This is a genomic window from Parasphingorhabdus sp. (assembly GCF_965233695.1).
In the GTDB taxonomy this organism is placed as follows: domain Bacteria; phylum Pseudomonadota; class Alphaproteobacteria; order Sphingomonadales; family Sphingomonadaceae; genus Parasphingorhabdus.
Genome location: NZ_OZ247497.1, coordinates 3,372,166 through 3,392,059 on the forward strand (window position 1 = coordinate 3,372,166; position 19,894 = coordinate 3,392,059).

At 52.7% G+C, this 19,894-nt stretch carries 21 protein-coding genes and 2 tRNA genes; 12 read left to right on the forward strand and 11 right to left on the reverse strand.

All coding sequences use genetic code 11. The features are described 5' to 3' along the window. Positions 1-51 precede the first annotated feature (51 nt). Entirely contained in the window at positions 52-867 is an 816-nt protein-coding gene (locus tag ACO6S1_RS16070; RefSeq protein ID WP_422343577.1) for an NUDIX domain-containing protein, read from the forward strand. A gap of 15 nt (positions 868-882) precedes the next feature. On the opposite strand, the gene ACO6S1_RS16075 is transcribed toward ACO6S1_RS16070, so the two are convergent. Both ACO6S1_RS16075 and ACO6S1_RS16080 read right to left on the reverse strand, forming a co-directional pair. Beyond that, positions 883-1,419 (reverse strand): fasciclin domain-containing protein, encoded by a 537-nt coding sequence (locus ACO6S1_RS16075; protein WP_422343578.1) that lies wholly within the window; start codon positions 1,417-1,419, stop codon positions 883-885. Between the two features lie 25 nt (positions 1,420-1,444). After that, a complete protein-coding gene (locus ACO6S1_RS16080) occupies positions 1,445-1,687 on the reverse strand; it encodes a hypothetical protein (protein ID WP_422343579.1) in 243 nt (80 codons plus the stop codon). 181 nt (positions 1,688-1,868) lie between these two features. Here ACO6S1_RS16080 and ACO6S1_RS16085 point away from each other — a divergent pair, with 181 nt between their 5' ends. Then, on the forward strand, positions 1,869-2,744 hold the full coding sequence (locus tag ACO6S1_RS16085) for an OmpA family protein (RefSeq protein WP_422343580.1): 876 nt from the start codon (positions 1,869-1,871) through the stop codon (positions 2,742-2,744). Positions 2,745-2,808: 64 nt separating this feature from the next. Here ACO6S1_RS16085 and ACO6S1_RS16090 read toward each other — a convergent pair. Continuing rightward, positions 2,809-2,885, reverse strand: a tRNA-Arg gene (locus ACO6S1_RS16090). A 183-nt stretch (positions 2,886-3,068) separates the two neighbouring features. On the opposite strand from ACO6S1_RS16090, the gene ACO6S1_RS16095 reads away from it, so the two are divergent. Both ACO6S1_RS16095 and ACO6S1_RS16100 read left to right on the forward strand, forming a co-directional pair. Further along, positions 3,069-5,138 carry a sensor domain-containing protein gene (locus tag ACO6S1_RS16095; protein WP_422343581.1) on the forward strand — a complete coding sequence of 690 codons (2,070 nt, stop codon included), beginning with the start codon at positions 3,069-3,071 and terminating at the stop codon, positions 5,136-5,138. Positions 5,139-5,208: 70 nt separating this feature from the next. Then, positions 5,209-5,940, forward strand: coding sequence for a queuosine precursor transporter (locus ACO6S1_RS16100; protein WP_422346215.1), 732 nt, complete (start codon positions 5,209-5,211; stop codon positions 5,938-5,940). A gap of 9 nt (positions 5,941-5,949) precedes the next feature. Here ACO6S1_RS16100 and ACO6S1_RS16105 read toward each other — a convergent pair whose 3' ends face one another. Further along, positions 5,950-6,381 (reverse strand): sugar transporter, encoded by a 432-nt coding sequence (locus ACO6S1_RS16105; protein ID WP_422343582.1) that lies wholly within the window; start codon positions 6,379-6,381, stop codon positions 5,950-5,952. Positions 6,382-6,516: 135 nt separating this feature from the next. Between ACO6S1_RS16105 and ACO6S1_RS16110 the strand changes: the two genes are divergently transcribed. Continuing rightward, a complete protein-coding gene (locus ACO6S1_RS16110) occupies positions 6,517-7,032 on the forward strand; it encodes a 2'-5' RNA ligase family protein (RefSeq protein ID WP_422343583.1) in 516 nt (171 codons plus the stop codon). Here ACO6S1_RS16110 and ACO6S1_RS16115 read toward each other — a convergent pair. Then, the gene (locus ACO6S1_RS16115) at positions 7,029-8,264 is read right to left on the reverse strand and encodes an NAD(P)/FAD-dependent oxidoreductase (protein WP_422343584.1); all 1,236 of its coding nucleotides are present in this window, start codon (positions 8,262-8,264) and stop codon (positions 7,029-7,031) included. The two genes, ACO6S1_RS16110 and ACO6S1_RS16115, sit on opposite strands and share 4 nt — an antisense overlap. A 175-nt stretch (positions 8,265-8,439) precedes the next feature. Here ACO6S1_RS16115 and ACO6S1_RS16120 point away from each other — a divergent pair. After that, positions 8,440-8,516, forward strand: a tRNA-Met gene (locus ACO6S1_RS16120). 228 nt (positions 8,517-8,744) lie between these two features. Here the strand turns inward: ACO6S1_RS16120 and ACO6S1_RS16125 are convergent. After that, positions 8,745-9,536: a sulfotransferase gene (locus ACO6S1_RS16125; protein ID WP_422343585.1), complete on the reverse strand. Its 792-nt coding sequence runs from the start codon at positions 9,534-9,536 to the stop codon at positions 8,745-8,747. A gap of 227 nt (positions 9,537-9,763) precedes the next feature. Between ACO6S1_RS16125 and ACO6S1_RS16130 the strand changes: the two genes are divergently transcribed. Continuing rightward, on the forward strand, positions 9,764-9,934 hold the full coding sequence (locus tag ACO6S1_RS16130; RefSeq protein ID WP_422343586.1) for a hypothetical protein: 171 nt from the start codon (positions 9,764-9,766) through the stop codon (positions 9,932-9,934). A gap of 70 nt (positions 9,935-10,004) precedes the next feature. On the opposite strand, the gene ACO6S1_RS16135 is transcribed toward ACO6S1_RS16130, so the two are convergent. After that, a complete protein-coding gene (locus ACO6S1_RS16135) occupies positions 10,005-10,748 on the reverse strand; it encodes a hypothetical protein (protein ID WP_422343587.1) in 744 nt (247 codons plus the stop codon). A gap of 557 nt (positions 10,749-11,305) precedes the next feature. Here ACO6S1_RS16135 and ACO6S1_RS16140 point away from each other — a divergent pair. After that, entirely contained in the window at positions 11,306-12,061 is a 756-nt protein-coding gene (locus ACO6S1_RS16140; RefSeq protein WP_422343588.1) for a hypothetical protein, read from the forward strand. Between the two features lie 347 nt (positions 12,062-12,408). Beyond that, complete coding sequence (gene trxB, locus ACO6S1_RS16145) at positions 12,409-13,374, forward strand: thioredoxin-disulfide reductase (protein ID WP_422343589.1); 966 nt, start codon at positions 12,409-12,411, stop codon at positions 13,372-13,374. On the opposite strand, the gene ACO6S1_RS16150 is transcribed toward trxB, so the two are convergent. The 4 genes from ACO6S1_RS16150 to ACO6S1_RS16165 are packed head-to-tail and all read right to left on the reverse strand — an operon-like array spanning position 13,375 to position 16,247. After that, a complete protein-coding gene (locus ACO6S1_RS16150; protein WP_422343590.1) occupies positions 13,375-14,196 on the reverse strand; it encodes a hydrolase 1, exosortase A system-associated in 822 nt (273 codons plus the stop codon). After that, complete coding sequence (locus tag ACO6S1_RS16155) at positions 14,193-14,903, reverse strand: hypothetical protein (RefSeq protein WP_422343591.1); 711 nt, start codon at positions 14,901-14,903, stop codon at positions 14,193-14,195. The genes ACO6S1_RS16150 and ACO6S1_RS16155 overlap by 4 nt, the downstream gene beginning before the upstream one ends. Then, the gene (locus ACO6S1_RS16160) at positions 14,900-15,172 is read right to left on the reverse strand and encodes an acyl carrier protein (RefSeq protein ID WP_422343592.1); all 273 of its coding nucleotides are present in this window, start codon (positions 15,170-15,172) and stop codon (positions 14,900-14,902) included. Before ACO6S1_RS16160 ends, ACO6S1_RS16155 begins: the two co-directional genes overlap by 4 nt. Before the next feature lie 43 nt (positions 15,173-15,215). Beyond that, positions 15,216-16,247, reverse strand: a complete 1,032-nt coding sequence (locus ACO6S1_RS16165) for a GNAT family N-acetyltransferase (protein WP_422346216.1) — start codon at positions 16,245-16,247, stop codon at positions 15,216-15,218. Between the two features lie 41 nt (positions 16,248-16,288). Between ACO6S1_RS16165 and ACO6S1_RS16170 the strand changes: the two genes are divergently transcribed. From ACO6S1_RS16170 to ACO6S1_RS16180, 3 genes are all read left to right on the forward strand, one after another. Next, complete coding sequence (locus ACO6S1_RS16170; protein WP_422343593.1) at positions 16,289-17,830, forward strand: acyl-CoA ligase (AMP-forming), exosortase A system-associated; 1,542 nt, start codon at positions 16,289-16,291, stop codon at positions 17,828-17,830. Then, positions 17,827-19,062: a pyridoxal-dependent decarboxylase, exosortase A system-associated gene (locus tag ACO6S1_RS16175; protein ID WP_422343594.1), complete on the forward strand. Its 1,236-nt coding sequence runs from the start codon at positions 17,827-17,829 to the stop codon at positions 19,060-19,062. Before ACO6S1_RS16170 ends, ACO6S1_RS16175 begins: the two co-directional genes overlap by 4 nt. Before the next feature lie 211 nt (positions 19,063-19,273). Continuing rightward, the gene (locus ACO6S1_RS16180) at positions 19,274-19,891 is read left to right on the forward strand and encodes an XrtA/PEP-CTERM system exopolysaccharide export protein (RefSeq protein WP_422346217.1); all 618 of its coding nucleotides are present in this window, start codon (positions 19,274-19,276) and stop codon (positions 19,889-19,891) included. Positions 19,892-19,894: the final 3 nt, after the last annotated feature.

Sequence of the window (19,894 nt, forward strand, 5' to 3'; positions counted from 1 at the left end):
TCCATGCGCTATCGCTTTACATTGCCGAGCCATGCTGGTCATATACGGGCCATGACAAAAGATAATAAGCCAAACAGCATTGATGCCCTGACCGGAAAACCGATGCCAAAACCCATTCCTGCTTCGACATTGGTGATTTTTCGCGATCAGCCTGGCAGGACAGCACCCGATCTGTTGATGGTGGAACGATCAGCCAAAATGGCTTTTGCTGCCGGAGCAGCTGTGTTCCCCGGTGGCCGGGTCGATGATGCGGATTATGATTTTGCCAGAACACTCGGTCATCAAGATGTCGAGGAATTTGGCGCGCGCATCGCAGCTATCCGGGAATCGATCGAGGAAACGGGCATCGCGGTGGCAGTCGAGGGCGACCTTGCCGCGCGCCGAATAGCCGAGGCACGCGACGCGCTGCACGACGGCACTATATTATCGGAAATTTGTGGCCAGTTTGACTGGGCGCTGCAGCTCGACAAGCTGGTCCCGTTCACACGCTGGTGTCCGCCATTCGCAGAGAAGCGGGTTTTTGATACTCGCTTCTACATGGTATCGCATGATGACCATGATGCAGAAGCCACCGTAGACGAAACCGAGAATTACAATCTGTTCTGGAGCAGCGCGCAGGGTGTGCTTGACAAGGCGGAAGCGGGTGATGTGAAAATCATCTTCCCGACCAAGCGTAATCTCGAGCGGCTCGCACAATTCGGTTCATACGCGGAAGCTGCAGAGCATAGCGGACTGCATCCGGTTACAATGGTATCGCCGACAATTGAAAAGCGCGATGACGGAGTGCACCTGTGCATCCCGGAAGGGATTGGCTATCCGATAACGTCCGAACCGATGGACGCCGTGCAGCGCGGGTTCAGCAAATAAGCGTCCCTTGTTGCATCAATCCTGAAAAACTTTTGAGTCCATAGGTGTCACCACGGCGTTGATCGGGATGATAACACCGTTGGCGGATTTGATATCATCGCCGACCACACTCGCATCGACCAATTGATCACCACGGGCTGAATGCATGGAAATCCATTTTCCCTGCACCGTAATCGCAATGGCCTCTTTGCCAATAGTGGTGGTGTTGACCGAGGTCGTCGCCAGGCTGGTCGAAGAAATGCGCGTGGTAACAATATGATAGGAAAGCAGCGAAACGAGGCAGTCGATATGCTGGCCCTGCAAAAGATAATCGATTTTGCCTTGGGGCAGTTTTCCAAATGCCTGATCGGTCGGTGCTAGCAACGTAAAGGTCGATTTGTCTCGTAATAGTTGATCGAGGCTACTGGCGAACAGGAGCGTGTTAAGGATATCAAAGGATATCTCTGGATTTCCCTCATTTGCTATATCAAAATAGTCCGGTTCCTGCGGGTCCTTGGAAATCGACCGGGTTAGCGAGGCTAACGATTTATTTTGCGATCGGGACTGGTTCATGATGGTCGATCAGGCTCCTAATTTCTCATATGATGATAAATACGAGCGAAACAGATTTTCGGATGCACCAGATTTGCAATATTTGAGATAGTTGATGACATTTTTGGTTCATCGCAACCACCGGCATTGCGACAAATTTACGGTTTTCAGACCCGCGTTGTTGGACAAATCCATCATCACTCTTGGCAACGCCGTTCACATTTAGCAGGCAGGTATATTCGTGGGCGATCACATAATTGTGCAGCGCGGCGTCAACGGTTCGCCGCATGATATGGTCGGATTGTCCGCACAACTGACAGTGTCACCGTTGATGTTCATGTACCAGAAAGGATGGTCTGAACACTAAGGGCACCATTCCGCACATCTTGTATGCCGAGATGAAGGGGTTCGGTCGGACGGGACGTCGCGAACCCGGAAAGACTGCGATTGTTATTTGAAGGAGAAGAGAAATGCGAAATATTTCCAAGAGTTCAAGAATTACATTGGTACTTGCGACGCTTGCCGTCGCTGCACCAGCTAGCGTATTTGCACAGCAACAGGATATGGATGAGGTCGACATTACCGTAACCGGCTTGCCGCCGGCTGACCTGTCCGGTCTGCCTGAAGGGCCGGATGTCGAAGGCTTTATTTCAGCGCGCAAAGCTGACCGGATGCAGGTTACGAGCGATGATGGTTCCAATACTCCAATCATTGTCGCGGAAGCGACCGAGATCAAAGCGAGCAAGGGTTTCCTGGGTCTCGGCCGCAGCAAACTTGATGCCGGCTCGCTGCTGAACGGTTTGCCCGTTACTGTGAAAACCGTCATGTGGGGCGAAGGTTTGGTAGCGAGCAGAATCAGTCTGCGTAACAACGACCTCAAGACCGCTAGCATGATTCGGAACGGTACTGCCCAGGGCTTTGCCGAACAGACGGCAGCGACCGAAGCGCTGCGCGGCCGCGTTGGCGATATCGATAAATATAATATTCGAGGTACGACAAACGTGTATTTCGACACCGGCAAATGGAGACTGTCTCCTCAGGCTGAGCAGGAGCTTTGCGAAACAGCGGCCCAGGCCGAGGCGATGGAAAATGCGCTCCTTCTGGTTGTCGGCTACACCGATTCGGTCGGAAGTCAGGAATATAACCAGGTCCTTAGCGAGAAGCGCGCCGGTCGGGTTGTGAACCATATCCAGCAGGCTTGCGGTTGGAAACCTTATCGCATGCTGACACCTACCGGGATGGCCGAGGCAGATCCGCTGGCGGATAACTCCACCCAAGAAGGCAAGGCACAAAACCGCCGTGTTGCCGTGAATATCATGGTCAGCAAAAGCGTCGAGGGCCTTTAAGTTATACGGGGTGGGCGTTGCTCACCCCGATTTCCATTAAATTTGTCCGAAATAGCAGCAAGGTTGGCGCGCCCGACAGGAGTCGAACCTGTGGCCTCAAGATTAGAAGTCTCGCGCTCTATCCAGCTGAGCTACGGGCGCGCGCCTGGAAAAACCTGCTCAATCGCAGTTTTCTGCGGCTTAGCGCGTAAAGAGGATCAGGCGGATTGTCAACCATCAGATCGTCACTTCCGATAATATCCCGGTGGCGAAATCAGGGGAAAAGGATTGATGGTTAACACTTAAAAAAATTCAGCGCTGCCGTACAAATATCATATGAATAATATGGACTTCAAAAAAGATGGGCTGCGCTTCAAAAGTCTCGCAGACATCTCTCCGGCTGGGATTTTCCTGACGGACTGCGCTGGCAACTGCACCTATGTAAACCCGTCCTGGATGGAGCTGACAGGGCTAAACGCCTTGGAGGCAAAAGACCAGGGTTGGACCAATGCGATTCACCCTGATGATCGGAACCTCGTTTGGGAAACCTGGAATGAGGCCGTAACCAAGCAAGCGGTCTTCAGTTTGGATTTCCGTTTTCAAAAGCCCAATGGTGATTGTGTTTGGACATCAGCACTCAGCAGCCTCTATCGAGATGAACTGGGCAATCCACAGGGATATATCGGCCTGAGTTTTGATATCAGCAAACAGAAATCGCTTCAGTTCGAAATTGACAACGCCAACCATCTGTTTCGTAAAGCCGAGCAGATTGCGAAAATTGGAACCTGGCGGGTGGACGCGCACTCCTTCATGCTCTCCTGGTCTGATCAAATCTTTGCCATTCATGACATTCCGGTTGGAAAAGCCCCGTCCTTTGACAAATTGATGGAATTCTATCCCGGTGAAGCCGGGGAGCGGCTTTACGAAACCATCAAACAGTCGATTGAACGACAGCAGCCCTTTGATTTGGAAACCGACTTTCGAACTGCAAATGGTGAGAATAAACGTGTTCGCAATATCGGGGAGCCGCAGTTTGAAGAGGGCAGGTTAACTTCGATTGTTGGCGTCTGTCAGGATGTTACCGACAGGTTTCGGCTCGAAGAGAAACTCCGGCTGGCCGCGCGTATTGACGCCTTGACTGGTATCGCAAATCGCAAAATGTTCGTTGAAAAAATCCATGAAATTACCAACCATAATGCCCTGGTTGTCGATAAAGAAAATGATATCGCTTTGATTCTTATCGACCTGGACGATTTTAAAAGGGTCAATGATGATCTCGGCCACCCGGCGGGTGACGAGCTTTTGATTCAGGTCTCTCGGCGCCTTTCAAACGTCGAGGGTGCCGAGAATATGGCAAGAATAGGCGGCGACGAATTCGCGATAATAAAGCGTATTGATGGTGACGGCCAGGCTTGCGAAAAAATGGTGGAGGAAATCAGAACCTGTTTTGCCAGACCGTTCAATGTAAATTCCCATCAGCTGAGCTGTTCGGCCAGTATCGGATGGACCGTTGGCCAGATAGGGAAAAAGTCACAAGAGCTGCTGGCCAAAGAAGCCGATATTGCGCTTTACTGTTCAAAAAAGACGATACCCAAGGTGCCGGTTATGTTCAGCCCTGATATCGGGCGCAAGCACGAGCGGTATACGCGTCTGGCACATGACTTGAAAACGGCATTGCTCGATGGTGAAATGTATCTTTTATTTCAACCGCAACTGGATATCGAAACTGATCAGATCAAATCATTTGAAGCCCTTTTGCGTTGGGACCACAAAGATTTCGGCACCGTTTCACCAACAGAATTCATTCCCATAGCTGAAGAAACCGGCACCATCGGTGCCCTTGGCGACTGGGTGCTGATCGAGGCTTGTCGGCAGGCAGCCGAATGGCCGGATGATGTCCATGTTTCCATCAATGTTTCGGCAACCCAATTGACCGAGCCTGATTTCATAACGAAAATACTGCGATCGTTGGCACAATATCAATTTGACCCGAGACGTTTGGAGCTGGAAATAACCGAATCCGTGTTCATTGAGAATATTGACGAGACAAAGAACGTTCTAACCAAATTGCGGGATATCGGCATCAAGATAGCACTGGACGATTTTGGCACAGGATTCTCGTCCTTGAGCTACCTGTGCGCAATTTCCTTCGACAAGGTGAAAATTGACCGTAGTTTCATTGCCCAGATCGATCAGTTCAAAGGGTCTGCCCCGATCATTAACGCAGTGACGGGCCTGGGTGCCGCGCTGAATTTCAAAACAGTCGCCGAAGGCGTGGATAGCGAAAAGCAACTGGCCTTTCTGAAAGAAAGAGGATGCCATCAGATACAGGGCTTTTTGATAAGTAAGCCGATATCCGGCACCGAGGTGTTACGGTTCTTCAACCAGGACGGCAGGAAATTGCAAACGGGATGAGTATGGGCTTGCCCGGCCTGCTATCAGTTAAATGATTGAAACTTGATCGCAATTGGCTAATCATCCGGCGATGAATAGCGATCCGATCAAACGCAGCACGGCTGCCAGCCAGGCTGGACACCAATTCCGATATTTTGATTTTGTGATGGCGGCTTTTGTGACCGTCCTCTTGCTATCCAACGTGATTGGCGCGGCCAAACCGACATTCGTCACAATCAGTGGCGAGCAATGGGTTTACGGCGCCGGAATTTTATTCTTTCCACTTGGTTATGTAATCGGCGACATATTGACCGAAGTATACGGCTATGCGCGCGCCCGCCGGGTTATCTGGGCGGGTTTTGCGGCGATGCTGTTCATGGCTTTTATGAGCTGGGTTGTTGTGTCCTTGCCGCCTGCAGAGGGCTGGGAAGGGCAGGCGGCCTATGAAAGCGTGTTTGGCCAGGTGCCGCGTATCGTTGCTGCCTCGATCATTGCATTCTGGGCCGGAGAATTTGTGAACAGCTATGTAATGGCGCGGATGAAAGTCTGGACCCAGGGCAAGATGCTGTGGTCGCGAACGATCGGATCCACGGTCGTAGGGCAGGGAGTCGACAGCCTTATCTTCTATCCCTTGGCATTTTGGGGCATATGGGAAACATCTGCCGTGCTGACGGTGATGGTCACTAACTGGTTGCTGAAAGTCCTGTGGGAGGCGGTTCTCACGCCGGTAACCTATGCCGTTGTCGGTTGGCTGAAACGGCGCGAAGGCGTTGACATTTACGACGAGACGACCGACTTTACGCCATTCAGTACCAAGACCTGATCAACACGGTTATCTGAGAAACCTGTTTTTCTCCGCCCATCTGGCGAATAACAGAAAAGCGATTGCAAAGACCGGAATCGAGGCTGGCATGATCCAGCCCGTTTCACTGATATAATCCAAATAGCCATCGAGAATGAAGAAGCTGCTAAACTGGATCAGAACCGCGATCAGAGACAACAGGAAAAGCCGGACGGCGATCGGCCTGCGCATCAAAAGCATGACTGAACCCATGAAACCGCCCAAAACAGCAACGGCAAAGGCGGCAGATACCCAGTAGGGACGGTTCGCATATAATCGCTGTTCCGTTTCACTCAGTGCGGCAAAATCTTCAGCACTCATGATTATTTCTGAGGCATAGGCTGCGACCCCCAGCCCATTCCACAACAAGGCAAAAGTGCCGACGATCCAGAACCAGACAGGTATTTTTCGATTGTCTTCCATAAGTGTCGCGCCTCCCACCGCACTTGTTAGTTTATAACAAGAGCCAGAAAAAAACATGTTCTTTTATCTGTCACTGCGAGCGGAGCGGGTGATTATTCGTTCGCGGTCTTTTCATTTTGACTATAGTCTGGCGATATGACAGTGCGCAGCAAGCCCATCATTATGACCGCCGTGATGGGGAAAGAGGATTTTGCCTGGGCCGATGCTCAACGCCGGCAATATTATCCGCCCGCCCGCAACGTCCTGCCAGCACATATCACATTATTTCATCACCTGCCGCCTCAGGCGCTGCATGAGATCAAGGAAGCTGTGAAAAACGTAACCCGATATAGCGCGCCGCCAGCGACGTCCCTGCAACGCCTGATCCATCTCGGGAGCGGGGTTGCCTACCAGCTTCATTCTCCCGAACTATTAAACATGCGCATGGAATTGGCTGACCGGTTCCACGGGCTTTTGGTGGCGCAGGATCAGCAGGTACCGCGGTTGCACATTACGGTGCAGAACAAGGTATCCGCGAAAGAGGCAAAAGAGCTGCAGACGACTCTGTCGCTGGATTTTGAGCCCCGGCCATTTCAGATAACGGGCCTGGCGTTGCATTATTATATGGATGGGCCGTGGCAGGATATCGGGTCGTGGCCGTTTCGCGGTTAAATCTGCTCGACTTCCTTGATCGGTATGTCGGTGTCAGCCAGTTGCACCGGGTCCAGGCTAAGATTGCTTTCAACGACCTTGCGGCCTTGCACATAGTCTTTGGTGGCGTTGACACAGTCGAGCGCGATGACCTTTCCGTCTTTCAGATAGATGACCGAGAATGACCGGTTGGCAGGATCTCCACGCACGATATATTCGTCATGACCGGTCGATAGTCCCACGGTTTGCAGTTTCAGATCATATTGATTGGACCAGAACCATGGCACCGAATCATATTCGCAATCCTCGCCGATAATGTCGAGAGCGGCCACTTTCGCCTGATCATTCGCATTCTGGACAGACTCAAGCCGGATATGCGCGCCAGCGGCAAAGCGGTTCGCATGGGCTGCACAGTCGCCAATGGCATAGACCCCGTTCAGGCTGGTCCGGCAATGCTGGTCGACATCGACGCCATTGCCTGCAGCGGCACCAGCAGCCACCAGCGGGCCGGTTTCGGGGATGATGCCGATACCAACGATGATCATATCGGCTGGGAACACTCGTCCATCCGAAAGTTTTACGCCGGTGGCCATGCCTTCGTCATTGGTCTCGAACGCCTCGACCATGGCGCCCAGTTCGATCGTGACACCATGCGCACGATGCTCTGCTTCGTAGAAACGCGATAACGTTTCTCCGGCGACCCGCGACAGGACCCGGTCAAGTGATTCCAGAACCGTCACTTTCTTGCCCAGCTTATTCAGAACCGCTGCGGCCTCCAACCCGATATAGCCGCCGCCGACGACGACGACAGTTTCGGTGGTGGGCAGGGCGGCCATGATTTTATCGACATCCGCGCGCGATCGCACGCCATGAATATTGCGTGCCTGACTTCCCGGGCAATCCAGCATCCGTGGTGAACCGCCGGTAGCCCAGATAAGCTTGCGATAGCCAACCTCGTCGTCGGTGCTCAGCGTGACGGTCTTGTTGACCGGATCAACTTTTGATACGCGGCACCCGGTCAGCAAATCGACATTGCGTTCCCCCCAAAAGCTTTCGGGGCGCAACATTATGCGCTCAAATGGCTTGTCCCCGGCAAGATATTCCTTCGACAGCGGCGGCCGCTCATAGGGTGGATATTTCTCATTACCCATCAGGCCAATCGTGCCTTCAAATTTCTGCTGTCGCAGCGCGATGGCGGCTTGCGCGCCTGCATGGCCCGCGCCAACGATGAGAATATCGTAGAAATTATTCATATTTGGCCCCATTGCGCCGAGATCGGCAAGGGCATGTCTGTTAGCGCGGATGGCGGGCACCATGCAAGCATTAGCAGAAAATGATAGGCAACTTGTTGACCGATAAGGATGCGGTGACTATAGCGCCGCGATCCAAGGTTTTTTGTCGCGATTCAGGTTGCAGGCAGAAACCTATGGCGGAGTAGCTCAGGTGGTTAGAGCAGTGGAATCATAATCCATGTGTCGGGGGTTCGAGTCCCTCCTCCGCTACCAGTTTTTCCGAATAGAAATCATCCGGCGGATGATTTCCGGAAAAACTCCCGACCGCAAGGGAGGGTGTATCGCGCAACCCATCCGGCGGATGATTTCCGGAAAAACTCCCGACCGCAAGGGAGGGTGTATCGCGCAACCCATCCGGCGGATGATTTCCGGAAAAACTCCCGACCGCAAGGGAGGGTGTATCGCGCACCACGCGCGTGATTTATAAGGCCGCTACGTCGCTCAGAGAGCGGCGACGGCATCCCGAATGGAATATTCGGGAAATAGGCGGCGCGAAAGATTGCCGCAACGCTTCTCGGTCGCGGCGATCAGATAGGCCGGATCCAGCTCACCAAGTACCCCGAACCGCTCCGGATTGACGAACGAGCGTGTTTTGTCCTGATTGACGCCATCTGCCGGGATGCCGCAAAACGCCGCAATCCGGCCCGCCTGCGCTGAAATGCTGTTGGTCCTGATAATCAAAAGGCGTTCCGGCGCGATCCGGCGGGTGACAGCCTCGATCGAGGCGCTCCAATATTTGAGATATCCGTCAAGAGAGTAGAGGCCGCGTGATTTTAGCGGCAATTCCTGTGGCAGCGACGCCTTGGGACCGAAGCGATAATCCCGAAAACGCAGCCAGGTCTCGCTCGTCTCACGTCTGAGGCTATCGTCGACCATTGACCGCAGCCAATCCAGCGGAGGCCTTATGGTCAAGATATACAAGCTTTCCGGAAACAGCTGCTCCAAATCGTCAATCAAGTAAATGTTGAGCTGGGAGCTATCGATTTTGAGATTTCGCAGGAGGTCGCGAACCCTCAAATAGCGTTTCAGTGACCGGTCATTGCCGGTGGCGTCGCGTTGCAAATGCATATTGATAAGCTTTTCGGCGTCTTGCTCATGCGCAGAGAAAACGGCGTCGGAGAACATTTCGCCTATGCTGTGCGTACCCGTTTTTGCGGCGCCGACCCCGAATATTCGCGGCCCGGATCGTGGTTTGATGGCGTGTGAAACCGACTTAAAGCTCAATAACCTCATCAATCCGGTCCTTATTTTCGGTAAATCGGGGAGTGTTTGAAACGGGTCTTTGTCCTTTACGTTGATGAGCAAGTTTATCGCTTTTCCATGATTTTCACCATGGAGATAGCTTTCAAACCATCCCTAGAAAATGCTCAAACCGGCGCATTAGCAGCGATAAAAGCGGGTCTAGGATGAATTAAAGACAAGCCGTTGCACCGGTTCTGGAACGCTATGGCAGCTTCCGCATGTTTATGGGGACAGGGGAAGGCGACGAGGCGGCACTCCGAGCGCTGCGTCAGTCAGAAACAACGGGATGGCCACTGGGCAATGATCGCTGGCTGAAGGAATTGGAAAAACAGACAGGCCGGACCCTGACGGCACAAAAGCGCGGCCCGAAAGCTTCTCAGAATAGCTAGAATTAAGTGTATTTAGTAAACTGTCACTGTAATTCCACTGTAATTCTAGCATGACCTTAATGAGAACGAGCTATTCAACGATAATATTTCCAGTGAAGAAATGAGTATCATCGCCGAACGAAACTTTTATTTCAAAAGGCAATGGATATTTGGTCTTTCGAGCTGTTTTTGGCATCTCAATTACTATTGTCCCGCCAAATGAGGTACCCGGATCAATCGTTGTGGTGCGCAAATACGATCTAAGTTGTTCGTCGCTAGCCGCGTTATTTCGTGCAAGCTGATCAAAGCGGCTTTGGTTTTCGAGGTTTGCTAAGGATTGAGCTGCATAGGCCGATCCAGCATTATAACCTGAAAAGGACGCGACCCGCCCGCCACTGTATACTGTGCCGTTGTAGTTGCCAGCGTTGCTAGCTGCAATCGAATTCGAAGCTGCTCCAAGGCCAGTAGCTATGGCAGCCCACTTTCGGCGGTTCTTCTCTTCTTTGGCCAATTTTTCATAACTGATAACCGCGATTTCTTCACCGTCGATAATCCTGGCAACGATATTCTCAGGACCAAAGTTGATGGGTGCATCAGATGCGTTTAATGCTGATATTTGGATGAACATACGCTTCCGGACTTTGTCCTCAGGCTCTACTATGCGAACCGATGTTCCAGCCTCATTGTTATCGATAGCCTCAACTCCAGAGGACATTCGGCTGTCTTGTGTTTCGGTAGCCTCCAGATCCAAAAAGCGCTTTGCTCCGAAAGCTGGGTTAGCTGACAATGCAATGCTCACCGAAAAAACGGAAGCGACATGTAAAAATTTCATCATTACCCCCTGGGTTCAGCCGATAAAGGCGCAACCCTTACCCTTATTGCATACTTTATCGCGAGCAATGCAGCTATCGCCACAAGCTTTGCCTTTGCTCCAGGTTTTGCAGCATACGGAAGATTGAGCGAATACAGCCCCGGATTCGCTTAGATTGACTTCTGTTGGTGCCAAAAATCCAACAAGAAGAGTTACGGCAAATGCCACAGATTTCATGATGTTACCCCCGAACCTACAAACCTGATCTCCCTAAAATCAGGTGCAGATATAAACTCCGCAAAAAAGAGCTTAGCCTAGGTTTCACTGGAGAGTCGATTGGCTAAAAGATCCAAAATGGTTCAATATTGCGCGCCACCTGAACTCTTCTCTAATCAGAATTAGAATTGCGGAATTACGAGGAATTACGGTGACAGTTTACTAAATAAACTTCATCCTAAAGCCCGCTCTCGGGATAAAGTCGCCCCTCCGGCATAACCGCGCTTTGGTGTCTCTTTGCCCTTTCCTACATCTAACCAGATAGGTTATCTCTGCTGTTCCCCCTGATGAAAGGAACACAAGTTATGACCGAACAATTCCCTCACGACAGTTTCACCGATATCCCCGCTGCCGATGATCTGGCGCAGCCCAGAGCGCGCCATGATGGCTGGTCGCCGGATCGGCAGGTGGTGTTCCTGGAAGCCTTGGCGCGGACCGGCAATGTGCGGGCAGCGGCGCGCTATGCGGGGCTCTCGCGGGAGAGTGCTTACAAGCTTCGTAGGCGGCCGGATGCACGGGCCTTTGCCCGGGCGTGGGATGCCGCGCTCATTCATGCGCGGGATATCTTTCAGGATGAGCTGATGGACAAGGGGCTGAATGGCTGGCGCGAGGCGGTGTGGCATCAGGGCGAAGAAGTGGGAACACGGGAACGCTGGAGCGCGCCTCTGTTTCTGGCCGCGCTTTCGCGGCTCGACAAGATGGCCGACGGTCTGGACATGAAAGGCCATCCTGCACGGGTCGCAGCAGAGCATTTTGATGATCTGCTGGAAGGCATCGGACAGGGCAGCGATTGTGCAGAGCTTGTCGAGGAGATTGATGCCTCTGGCCGGACGGTCGGTACAAAGCCGCAATCATCCTTGTCCAACAGCGATTTGCTGGCGACCATCGCGCTCCACAGCGAACGCGAGAAGATACAGGCGATGGCGCCGGAGGATATTGATGTCTCCGATCTTGATATTGCCGAGCGCGAAGAGTGGGATGATCTGCAATGGGAGCGCGCCGATCGCAGCGGCTTGCTGGAGCGCAGCGGGATATTTGATGATCTGGAAGAACCGGTGTGAATTGTGTGAACTTTGGGAAGGGATAGCGTGACAAAGCTGGTGGTTGGTGCTCCGCACTTGATGCGGAGCACGGGGGAGGGAGGTTTTCATTTTACCTCAGGCGACCCGCGCAAACGGTTGCGGCACTCTCGCCCCGTGCTTCGACAGGATCAGCACGAACGGAGTGAGCGCAGGGAGGTGTGAATGGTGTGAACTTTGAAGGAAGGCACACCAACATATCACCCGGAGTACAAAGCAGAACGCAAAAACAAAAAATACTGCCACCAACAGCGATTCTTCTCGTCTCTGCCCTTGCCGAGTCCTGCCTTGCATCCTTATGTGGGAGGAAACGAATCTAGGATGAAAATATGACCGAAACACATCGTACCAAAATGCTGATCCTCGGCTCCGGGCCTGCTGGCCTGAGCGCCGCCATTTATGGCGCACGCGCGGGGCTGGAACCGATTGTGGTGCAGGGATTGCAACCCGGTGGACAGCTGACCATCACCACTGATGTGGAAAATTATCCCGGGTTTCGCGACGTTGTGCAGGGGCCGTGGCTGATGGAAGAAATGCAGGCGCAGGCGGACAAGGTCGGCACGCGGACGATGTTCGATACGATTGTGGATGTTGATATCTCGCAGCGCCCGTTCCGGATGACCGGCGATGGCGGTACGGTTTATGAAGGCGATACATTGGTCATCGCAACCGGCGCGCAGGCCAAATGGCTGGGCGTTCCCGGCGAGGAAGAGCTTGGTGGCAAGGGCGTTTCTGCCTGTGCAACCTGCGATGGCTTTTTCTATCGCGGCAAGAAAGTGGTCGTGATCGGCGGCGGTAACACGGCGGTTGAAGAAGCGCTTTACATGACCAATCACAGCGATGACGTGACGCTGATTCATCGCCGTGACAGCCTGCGTTCGGAGAAAATCCTGCAGGACCGTTTGTTTGCGAACCCGAAAATTTCTGTGCTGTGGAACAAGACAGTCGAGAAATTTGTCGGAGGCGGTGATCCCGTGGGTCTGGTCGGCGTTGATCTGGTCGATACACAGACTGGTGAGAAGAGCCATCTCGAGACCGATGGGGCCTTTGTCGCCATTGGCCATGCGCCAGCGACGGAGATTTTCAAAGACCATCTCGATCTGATCGATGGCGGCTATATTGAAGTCGAGCCAGGCACCCCGAAAACCAAGATTCCGGGGCTATTTGCCTGCGGTGACGTGATGGACCATGTCTATCGGCAAGCTGTCACGGCAGCGGGAACGGGCTGTATGGCTGCTCTGGATGCGGAACGGTTTCTGGCCGAAGAAGAGTTTGAGTTGCTCGCCGCCGAATAATCAGGCGTTATCGAGTATTTCGAGTATCTGGTTTTCCAGCCAGAGCTTGGCAGGTTCATCGGCGAAACTGTGTGATGCGCTATCGAGCGATGCTGTCGTGATGTGGCGCATGGTTCTGGTGCTGGCAAAGGCCTTGCCGTTCCATGCTGCCAGAAATGCGCGCGCGGTGGTATCGCGGCTGGCGAGCAATATGTGGCAGGGTTTTTCCAATCGGGCCAGCCTGTGTCCGATCTGAACAGTCAGGTCATTATTTCCTTGCTTTTTAGAGGCTTGCTTCAGGCCTTTTGCAAGCTTTCCAAGGTCGATTTTGCCGGTCAACAGATCGATAATTGATCGCGGGTTTTTCAGACGCTCCCAATAGCGTGACCGGATCGCTGACGGTGGCGGGGCGCCGGGGAGCTGGCTTGTCGGCTCGGAACTTTCAATGACCCAGGGGTTGGCGAGGATGAACCCGTCAATGGAAAATGCAGAACCAAACAAGGCCAGCGCGGAGGCTGCATCGCAATTGCCAAAGGCGATCATTTTCTTGATATGAGGATTGGTGTCACCAAAATGTTCAACGGCCGATTGAATGTCATTTTGTGTTTCGCGAAAGCCCCGGTTAGCGCCGCTGCTATCACCGATACCCCGCCGATCATAGCGAAATACCGGATAGCCTTTCGCGGCGATGCGTTGGGCCAGTTTGGCCATTCCGGCATGGGCTCCCGACCGGATTTCATTGCCACCGCTGATGATCAGCAGGCCGGTCTTCAACTGGCCATGATCGAGCGTTCCCGCGAGCATTTGATCCTCGCAACCAAAATGATGAAAGGACCGTGTCATTGCAGAACCCATGAGGCGAGATTGTCAGCAATGGCACCAGACAGCAGCAGGTCTTCATCAGGCTCGGCTCTCAACCACAGTGCAGAGCCTGGCAGCTTTGCATCCGCCGCCCGTGTGCTGCTCTCCAACTGTACGGTCTCAACCTGTTCGGACGGGGTTGGGACGGCGTCTTCCAGCTCGGAAAACAAAACAGAGCTTATGCTGTTACCGGCAAGATTCACGCTTCCACTCCGCGCTTCGGCAGTAATCTGCGCCATATCGGTTGATCGCCCGGCCTCCTTGTCGGACGCAATCCGGGTACGCATCATGGTTCTAAGCACACTCTGGCCCTTTACCGGTGAAAAGCGCCATTTCGACGCACCATCGGTAAAGTCGTCAATCAGACATCCAGCGCGGAACGATGCGATCTTCAAAGGGGGCTTTCGGCCCGCGGACAGTGCAGCCAGGGCTTCGCGCCATATGACCAGATTGGCCAGTTCCTGCGGGAAAAGGCTTTCATTCGTGCCGGGCAGGTCAGGCAACATACTACCGATCTCACGCTCGGCCAAAAGGCGCATGACATCAATCAGCATCCGCCGCATGCGGTTCATTTCGTCAAATAATGGCGGAATAAGCAGGATGGTTTGACTATGCTGTGCACCAGTGATCAGACACAATTCGTCATGGCCGTCAAAATGGTAACTCGAAAATTCGAGCCTAGCCGTCACTCAGCGACTTTCATTTCGGCAAAGGCAACCAAATTACCGAATGTTTCAAACAGTTCGCCATCTACCTCGTCATCTTCGATCATGATGTCGAGACGGTCTTCAAGCTCGGTTAGCAAGCCGGCCACTGCCATGCTATCCAATTCCGGCAAAGCACCAAAAAGCTCGGTTTCTGCGGTAAAAGCGCTAACTTGTTCGGCATTCAGCCCTAATATGTCCTGCATCACAGCGCGCACGGCGGCTTCAGGTGTCAAATCTAGATTTTCCGACATCAATAAACCCCCGACTCCGGACAACGGCGCTTCCCTAAAGGGATCAAGGCTTTCCTACAAGAGCAGACATATGGTATCTGAGGATAGATAGCCAAGAAAGGGGGTTGTTGGGCCAAAACATCTCTAGACGATAGCGAGGACGAACATCTTCCATCCATTCGCGTTTGTACGAATCATTGCCAGTGCCGAAGTCGACTATTTTTACGCGATCCACGTCGATAACGCGTTGAAACATGGCAACGGACAACAAGGTGCCGGGCGATGATTTTGTTGCTTCCTCGACATGGGCGAGTTTGTGGATCAGCGCTTCGTCATTCTCGACTGTCCAGAATTGTGCCGCGACCGGCCTACCATCGATATAGGCAAGGCCAAGGCGCAAACATCCGGCTTCTGCCTCGCGTTTGGCTAGGTTTTTCAGGAAATCGGGATTGCCTTCCTCCGGTTTCCAGCTTTTTGCGTAGACATCGAGATAGTCATCCCAATGTTCTTCGGAAAATTCGGTTTCAATGCGAATGGACACGATGTTTTTTTTGGCCTTTCGCCGGACAGTATTGCGCAATCGGCCCGGGCGATCGGCCCAATATTGATCGAAAGTGCGGCCGTTGATGGACAGGATATGATTGTCATCGGCCTTGGATTTGAAAACCAGCCAGCCGGCCTGTTCAAAAGCGCGTTCGGTGAGGCTGGCGGTGAGATCTTCCTCGGGAACGGGAGCTATCTCAACGCGATGGGAATGAGAGGATAATGTTTTGGCAATAGTGGCAAGCAAGGCTAGTTTGGTGACCTCATCATAGTCACCGGCAAAAATCGGACGATAGGTAAAATTGTACCAGTTGGCGAGAGCGGTATAGCGGCCCAGACCCTTTTTCATCAGGAAAAGCCAGGCTTGCGCGTCGCCTTCTGCGCTTTGAACAATAAGAGGTTTATGGCCGGGTAGGCAGAGTTCATGCAGGTGACGCAACCATTCCAGCCGGTCAAAAAGCGATCGCTGATCCGCTCGACCAAGTTTTTCCCCAGCTACCGCTTGCACAGACTGGAAGTTATCGTGATATTCACTGTTCATAGCCAAGGTCATGTCTGTCACAATTTTGTTCTTTTTCCCATAGGTACAAGCATTTGAACAAGCCCATTACAAATTCTCCGTTCCCGCTGGACCGCCTTGCTATTGGCAAGGATCCAGAGGCGACGGCATTGATTACGCGCCAGGGCTCTCTTAGCTACAAGATGTTAAATCATCGTGTTGGTCTGCTGGCCCGCTGGCTTTTGCGGCAGGATTTTTATCCGGGCGACCGGGTTGCGACGTGGCTGCCTAAGACAGAACTGGCCTGTATCATGCCGCTGGCAGCGGTCAGGGCGGGTTTGGTGCATGTGCCGATCAATCCTGTTTTGAAGCCCGCACAAGTGCAGCATATTGTCGCTGACAGCGGTGCCAGGTTGCTTGTTACTAACAAGGGACGGCTGAAGTCTCTTGAAGACAAGCCTTTAGATCCAGATCGCAAAATCCGGGAAGATGAAGAGGTCGTGTCCGACATGGAAGCGATAACCGATCCATTGGAATCCGGTATGATTGATTCAGACAGTGAAACATTGGCTGCGATATTATATACCAGCGGATCGACGGGGCGGCCCAAAGGCGTCATGCTGACCAATGCCAATCTTAGCCTGGGTGCAATGAGCGTTGCGCATTATCTGAAGCTGAATCCTGATGATCGAACTTTATGCGTGCTGCCGCTAAGTTTCGACTATGGGCAGAATCAGCTATTATCCACCTGGTATGCTGGTGGCTGCTCCTATCCCCTTGATTATCTGATGCCGCGGGACGTTACCAAGGCTTGCGCGCGCAATAGCATCACAACTCTGGCCGCCGTTCCGCCGCTTTGGGTGCAACTTGTCGATCAGGATTGGTCAGGTGAAGCGGTGGATTCCATGCGGCGACTGACCAATAGTGGAGGGGCTTTGACACCGTCATTGGTCAGACGATTACGGGCGATATTTGGCGATCGGACGGATATATACGCGATGTATGGTCTGACCGAGGCATTTCGGTCAACCTATCTCGATCCGGCGCTAATCGATGATAATCCCACCAGCATGGGAACTGCCATTCCCTTCGCCGAAATCATGGTGGTTGACGCCAATGGTGCCATAGCCGCCCCTGGCGAGGAAGGGGAATTGGTACATGCCGGTCCACTGGTAGCCAAGGGATACTGGCGGGATTCGGAACGAACGGCTGATCGTTTCAAGCCTGCACCAGATGAATCCGAATATGGCGGGACGGCGGTCTGGTCCGGTGATACGGTTCGAAGAGATGCCGATGGACTGCTCTATTTTGTTGGGCGGACTGACAATATGATCAAGAGCTCCGGCAATCGGATCAGCCCAACTGAAATTGAAGAAGTTGCGGTGGAGTCCGGATTGGTCAGCGAAGCCGTTGCTATCGGGGTCGCTGACGAGCTTTTGGGTCATGCTATCTGTCTGTTTGTTCGCGCTACCGATCCATCGGAACACCATGACATAGAGCAAGAATTACGAAAATATCTGAAGCAGAATTTACCCAATTTTATGCACCCGCGCGATATACGAATATTGAATGAGTTTCCAAAAAATCCGAATGGCAAGATAGACCGCAACGCTTTGGCAGAGAATGAAAAATCATGAGTAAGGTCAAACCGACAGGTCCGATTCCCGCAGGCTATGAGAGTCTTGATGGTGAGCTTGCGATAAGCAGCGTGAAAACGAGCGCATTGGTCGCTGAGCACGGCTCACCTCTATTCGTTTATTCGAAAAGTCTCCTGGACTTGCGGATGAAGTCTTTGCGGAGTGCCATGCCAGCGTCCTTGCATATTCATTATGCGATGAAGGCCAATCCTTACGCACCTGTGCTTTCGCATATGATCGGGTTGGCAGATGGAATTGACATTGCCTCCGGCGGCGAGTTGGCCTTGGCCTTGAAAGCAGGCGCCAAAGCCGAGAAAATCAGCTTTGCCGGTCCTGGAAAACGCGACGATGAATTGCGAGCAGCCATTGAGGCAGGGGTGACGATTAATATTGAGTCGCCCAGCGAATGTGATCGCGCTTTGGCTATTGGGGCCGAGGCGGGATTGGAGCCGCGACTTGCCATCCGCGTTAATCCTGACTTTGACCTGAAAGGGTCTGGCATGAAAATGGGCGGCGGGGCAAAGCCATTTGGGATGGATGTCGAACTGGTGGCGCCTACCGTCCATGAGATTTTGAAAGCCGGCGCACATTGGCGCGGATTGCATATATTCGCCGGCTCACAGGCTTTAAAAGCGGAAGCGATAATCGAAACCCAGGCGCAGACCATATCATTGGCAGCGCGGCTGTCAGAAGAGATCGGCCATAGACCAGAACATGTCAATCTGGGTGGCGGCTTCGGAATTCCTTACTTTCCGGGCGACGAACCTGTTGATGTGGAGCACATTGGCGATGCTCTGAGAAAGCAATTGACCAATCTGCCCGACATTTTGACAAAAACGCAATTTGCACTGGAACTCGGGCGCTATCTTGTCGGAGAGGCGGGGTTCTACCTCACCCGAATCGTCGATCGCAAAGAGAGTCAGGGCGAGATATTTTTGGTGACCGACGGCGGATTGCATCATCAATTGGCTGCAAGCGGTAATTTCGGGACGGTTATCAGGCGGAATTATCCGGCTGCTATTGCGACCCGCTTTGACCAACCGTCCGACGAAGTGGTCTCAATTGTCGGTTGTCTCTGCACACCGCTCGATTTGCTTAGCGATCGGTCAGAGATGCCAATGGCACAGGTGGGCGATGTTGTGGTGATATTCTGCGCTGGCGCTTATGGGGCTACTGCGAGCCCTGCGAATTTTTTAGGGCAAGGACCGGCTAAGGAAATCCTGGTCAGTTGAGCTGCCGAGAATCCGCAATCCCATAAAAACAGCCAAATATTAACCCTTATTTCAATCAATCCTAACGCTATCTTCACTATTTTCGCCGATAGCATTCTCGTGACCATGCGTGATTGGCCGATTTCCCTGTGGAATCGGTTGTTCAGCGACGGCTGTTTGCGAGGAAAAGAAAATGACTGCTGCGTTCAAATTTAAAAAGCTACCGAAATATATGATCGGTGCTGGCTTAGCCTCTTTGGTGCTTGCTGGATGTTCGAGTGCCTCTTCAGGTCCCCAGCTGCCACCAGCGTCCTTTGTCTCGATGCAAGAAGGACCCGGTGAAGAATATGTTATCGGGCCGTTGGACGAGTTGACAATTTTTGTCTGGCGCAACCCAGAACTCGGCGCAAAGGTTCAGGTGCGCCCCGACGGACGGATTACGACGCCTTTGATTACCGATATGCCTGCCGTTGGCAAAACACCCGCCATGTTGGCCGAAGACCTGAAATTGCAATTGTCGGAATATATCAACGAGCCGCTCGTGTCGGTCATCGTCAACAATTTTTCGGGTACTTTTTCTCAGCAAATTCGCGTGGTCGGTGCAACCGAGAAACCAGCTTCGATTCCTTATCGTGCGAATATGACTCTGCTTGATGCGATGATTGCTGTGGGCGGCCTGTCTGAATTCGCATCCGGCAATAAGGCGCGACTGGTCCGCTATAATCGCGGGACTGGCAAGCAGCAGGAATATGCCCTGCGCATTGGTGACCTGCTCGACCGCGGGCAGACCAAGGCCAACGTCATGCTTCGTCCCGGCGATGTAATCATTATCCCAAAGAGCATGTTTTAATAC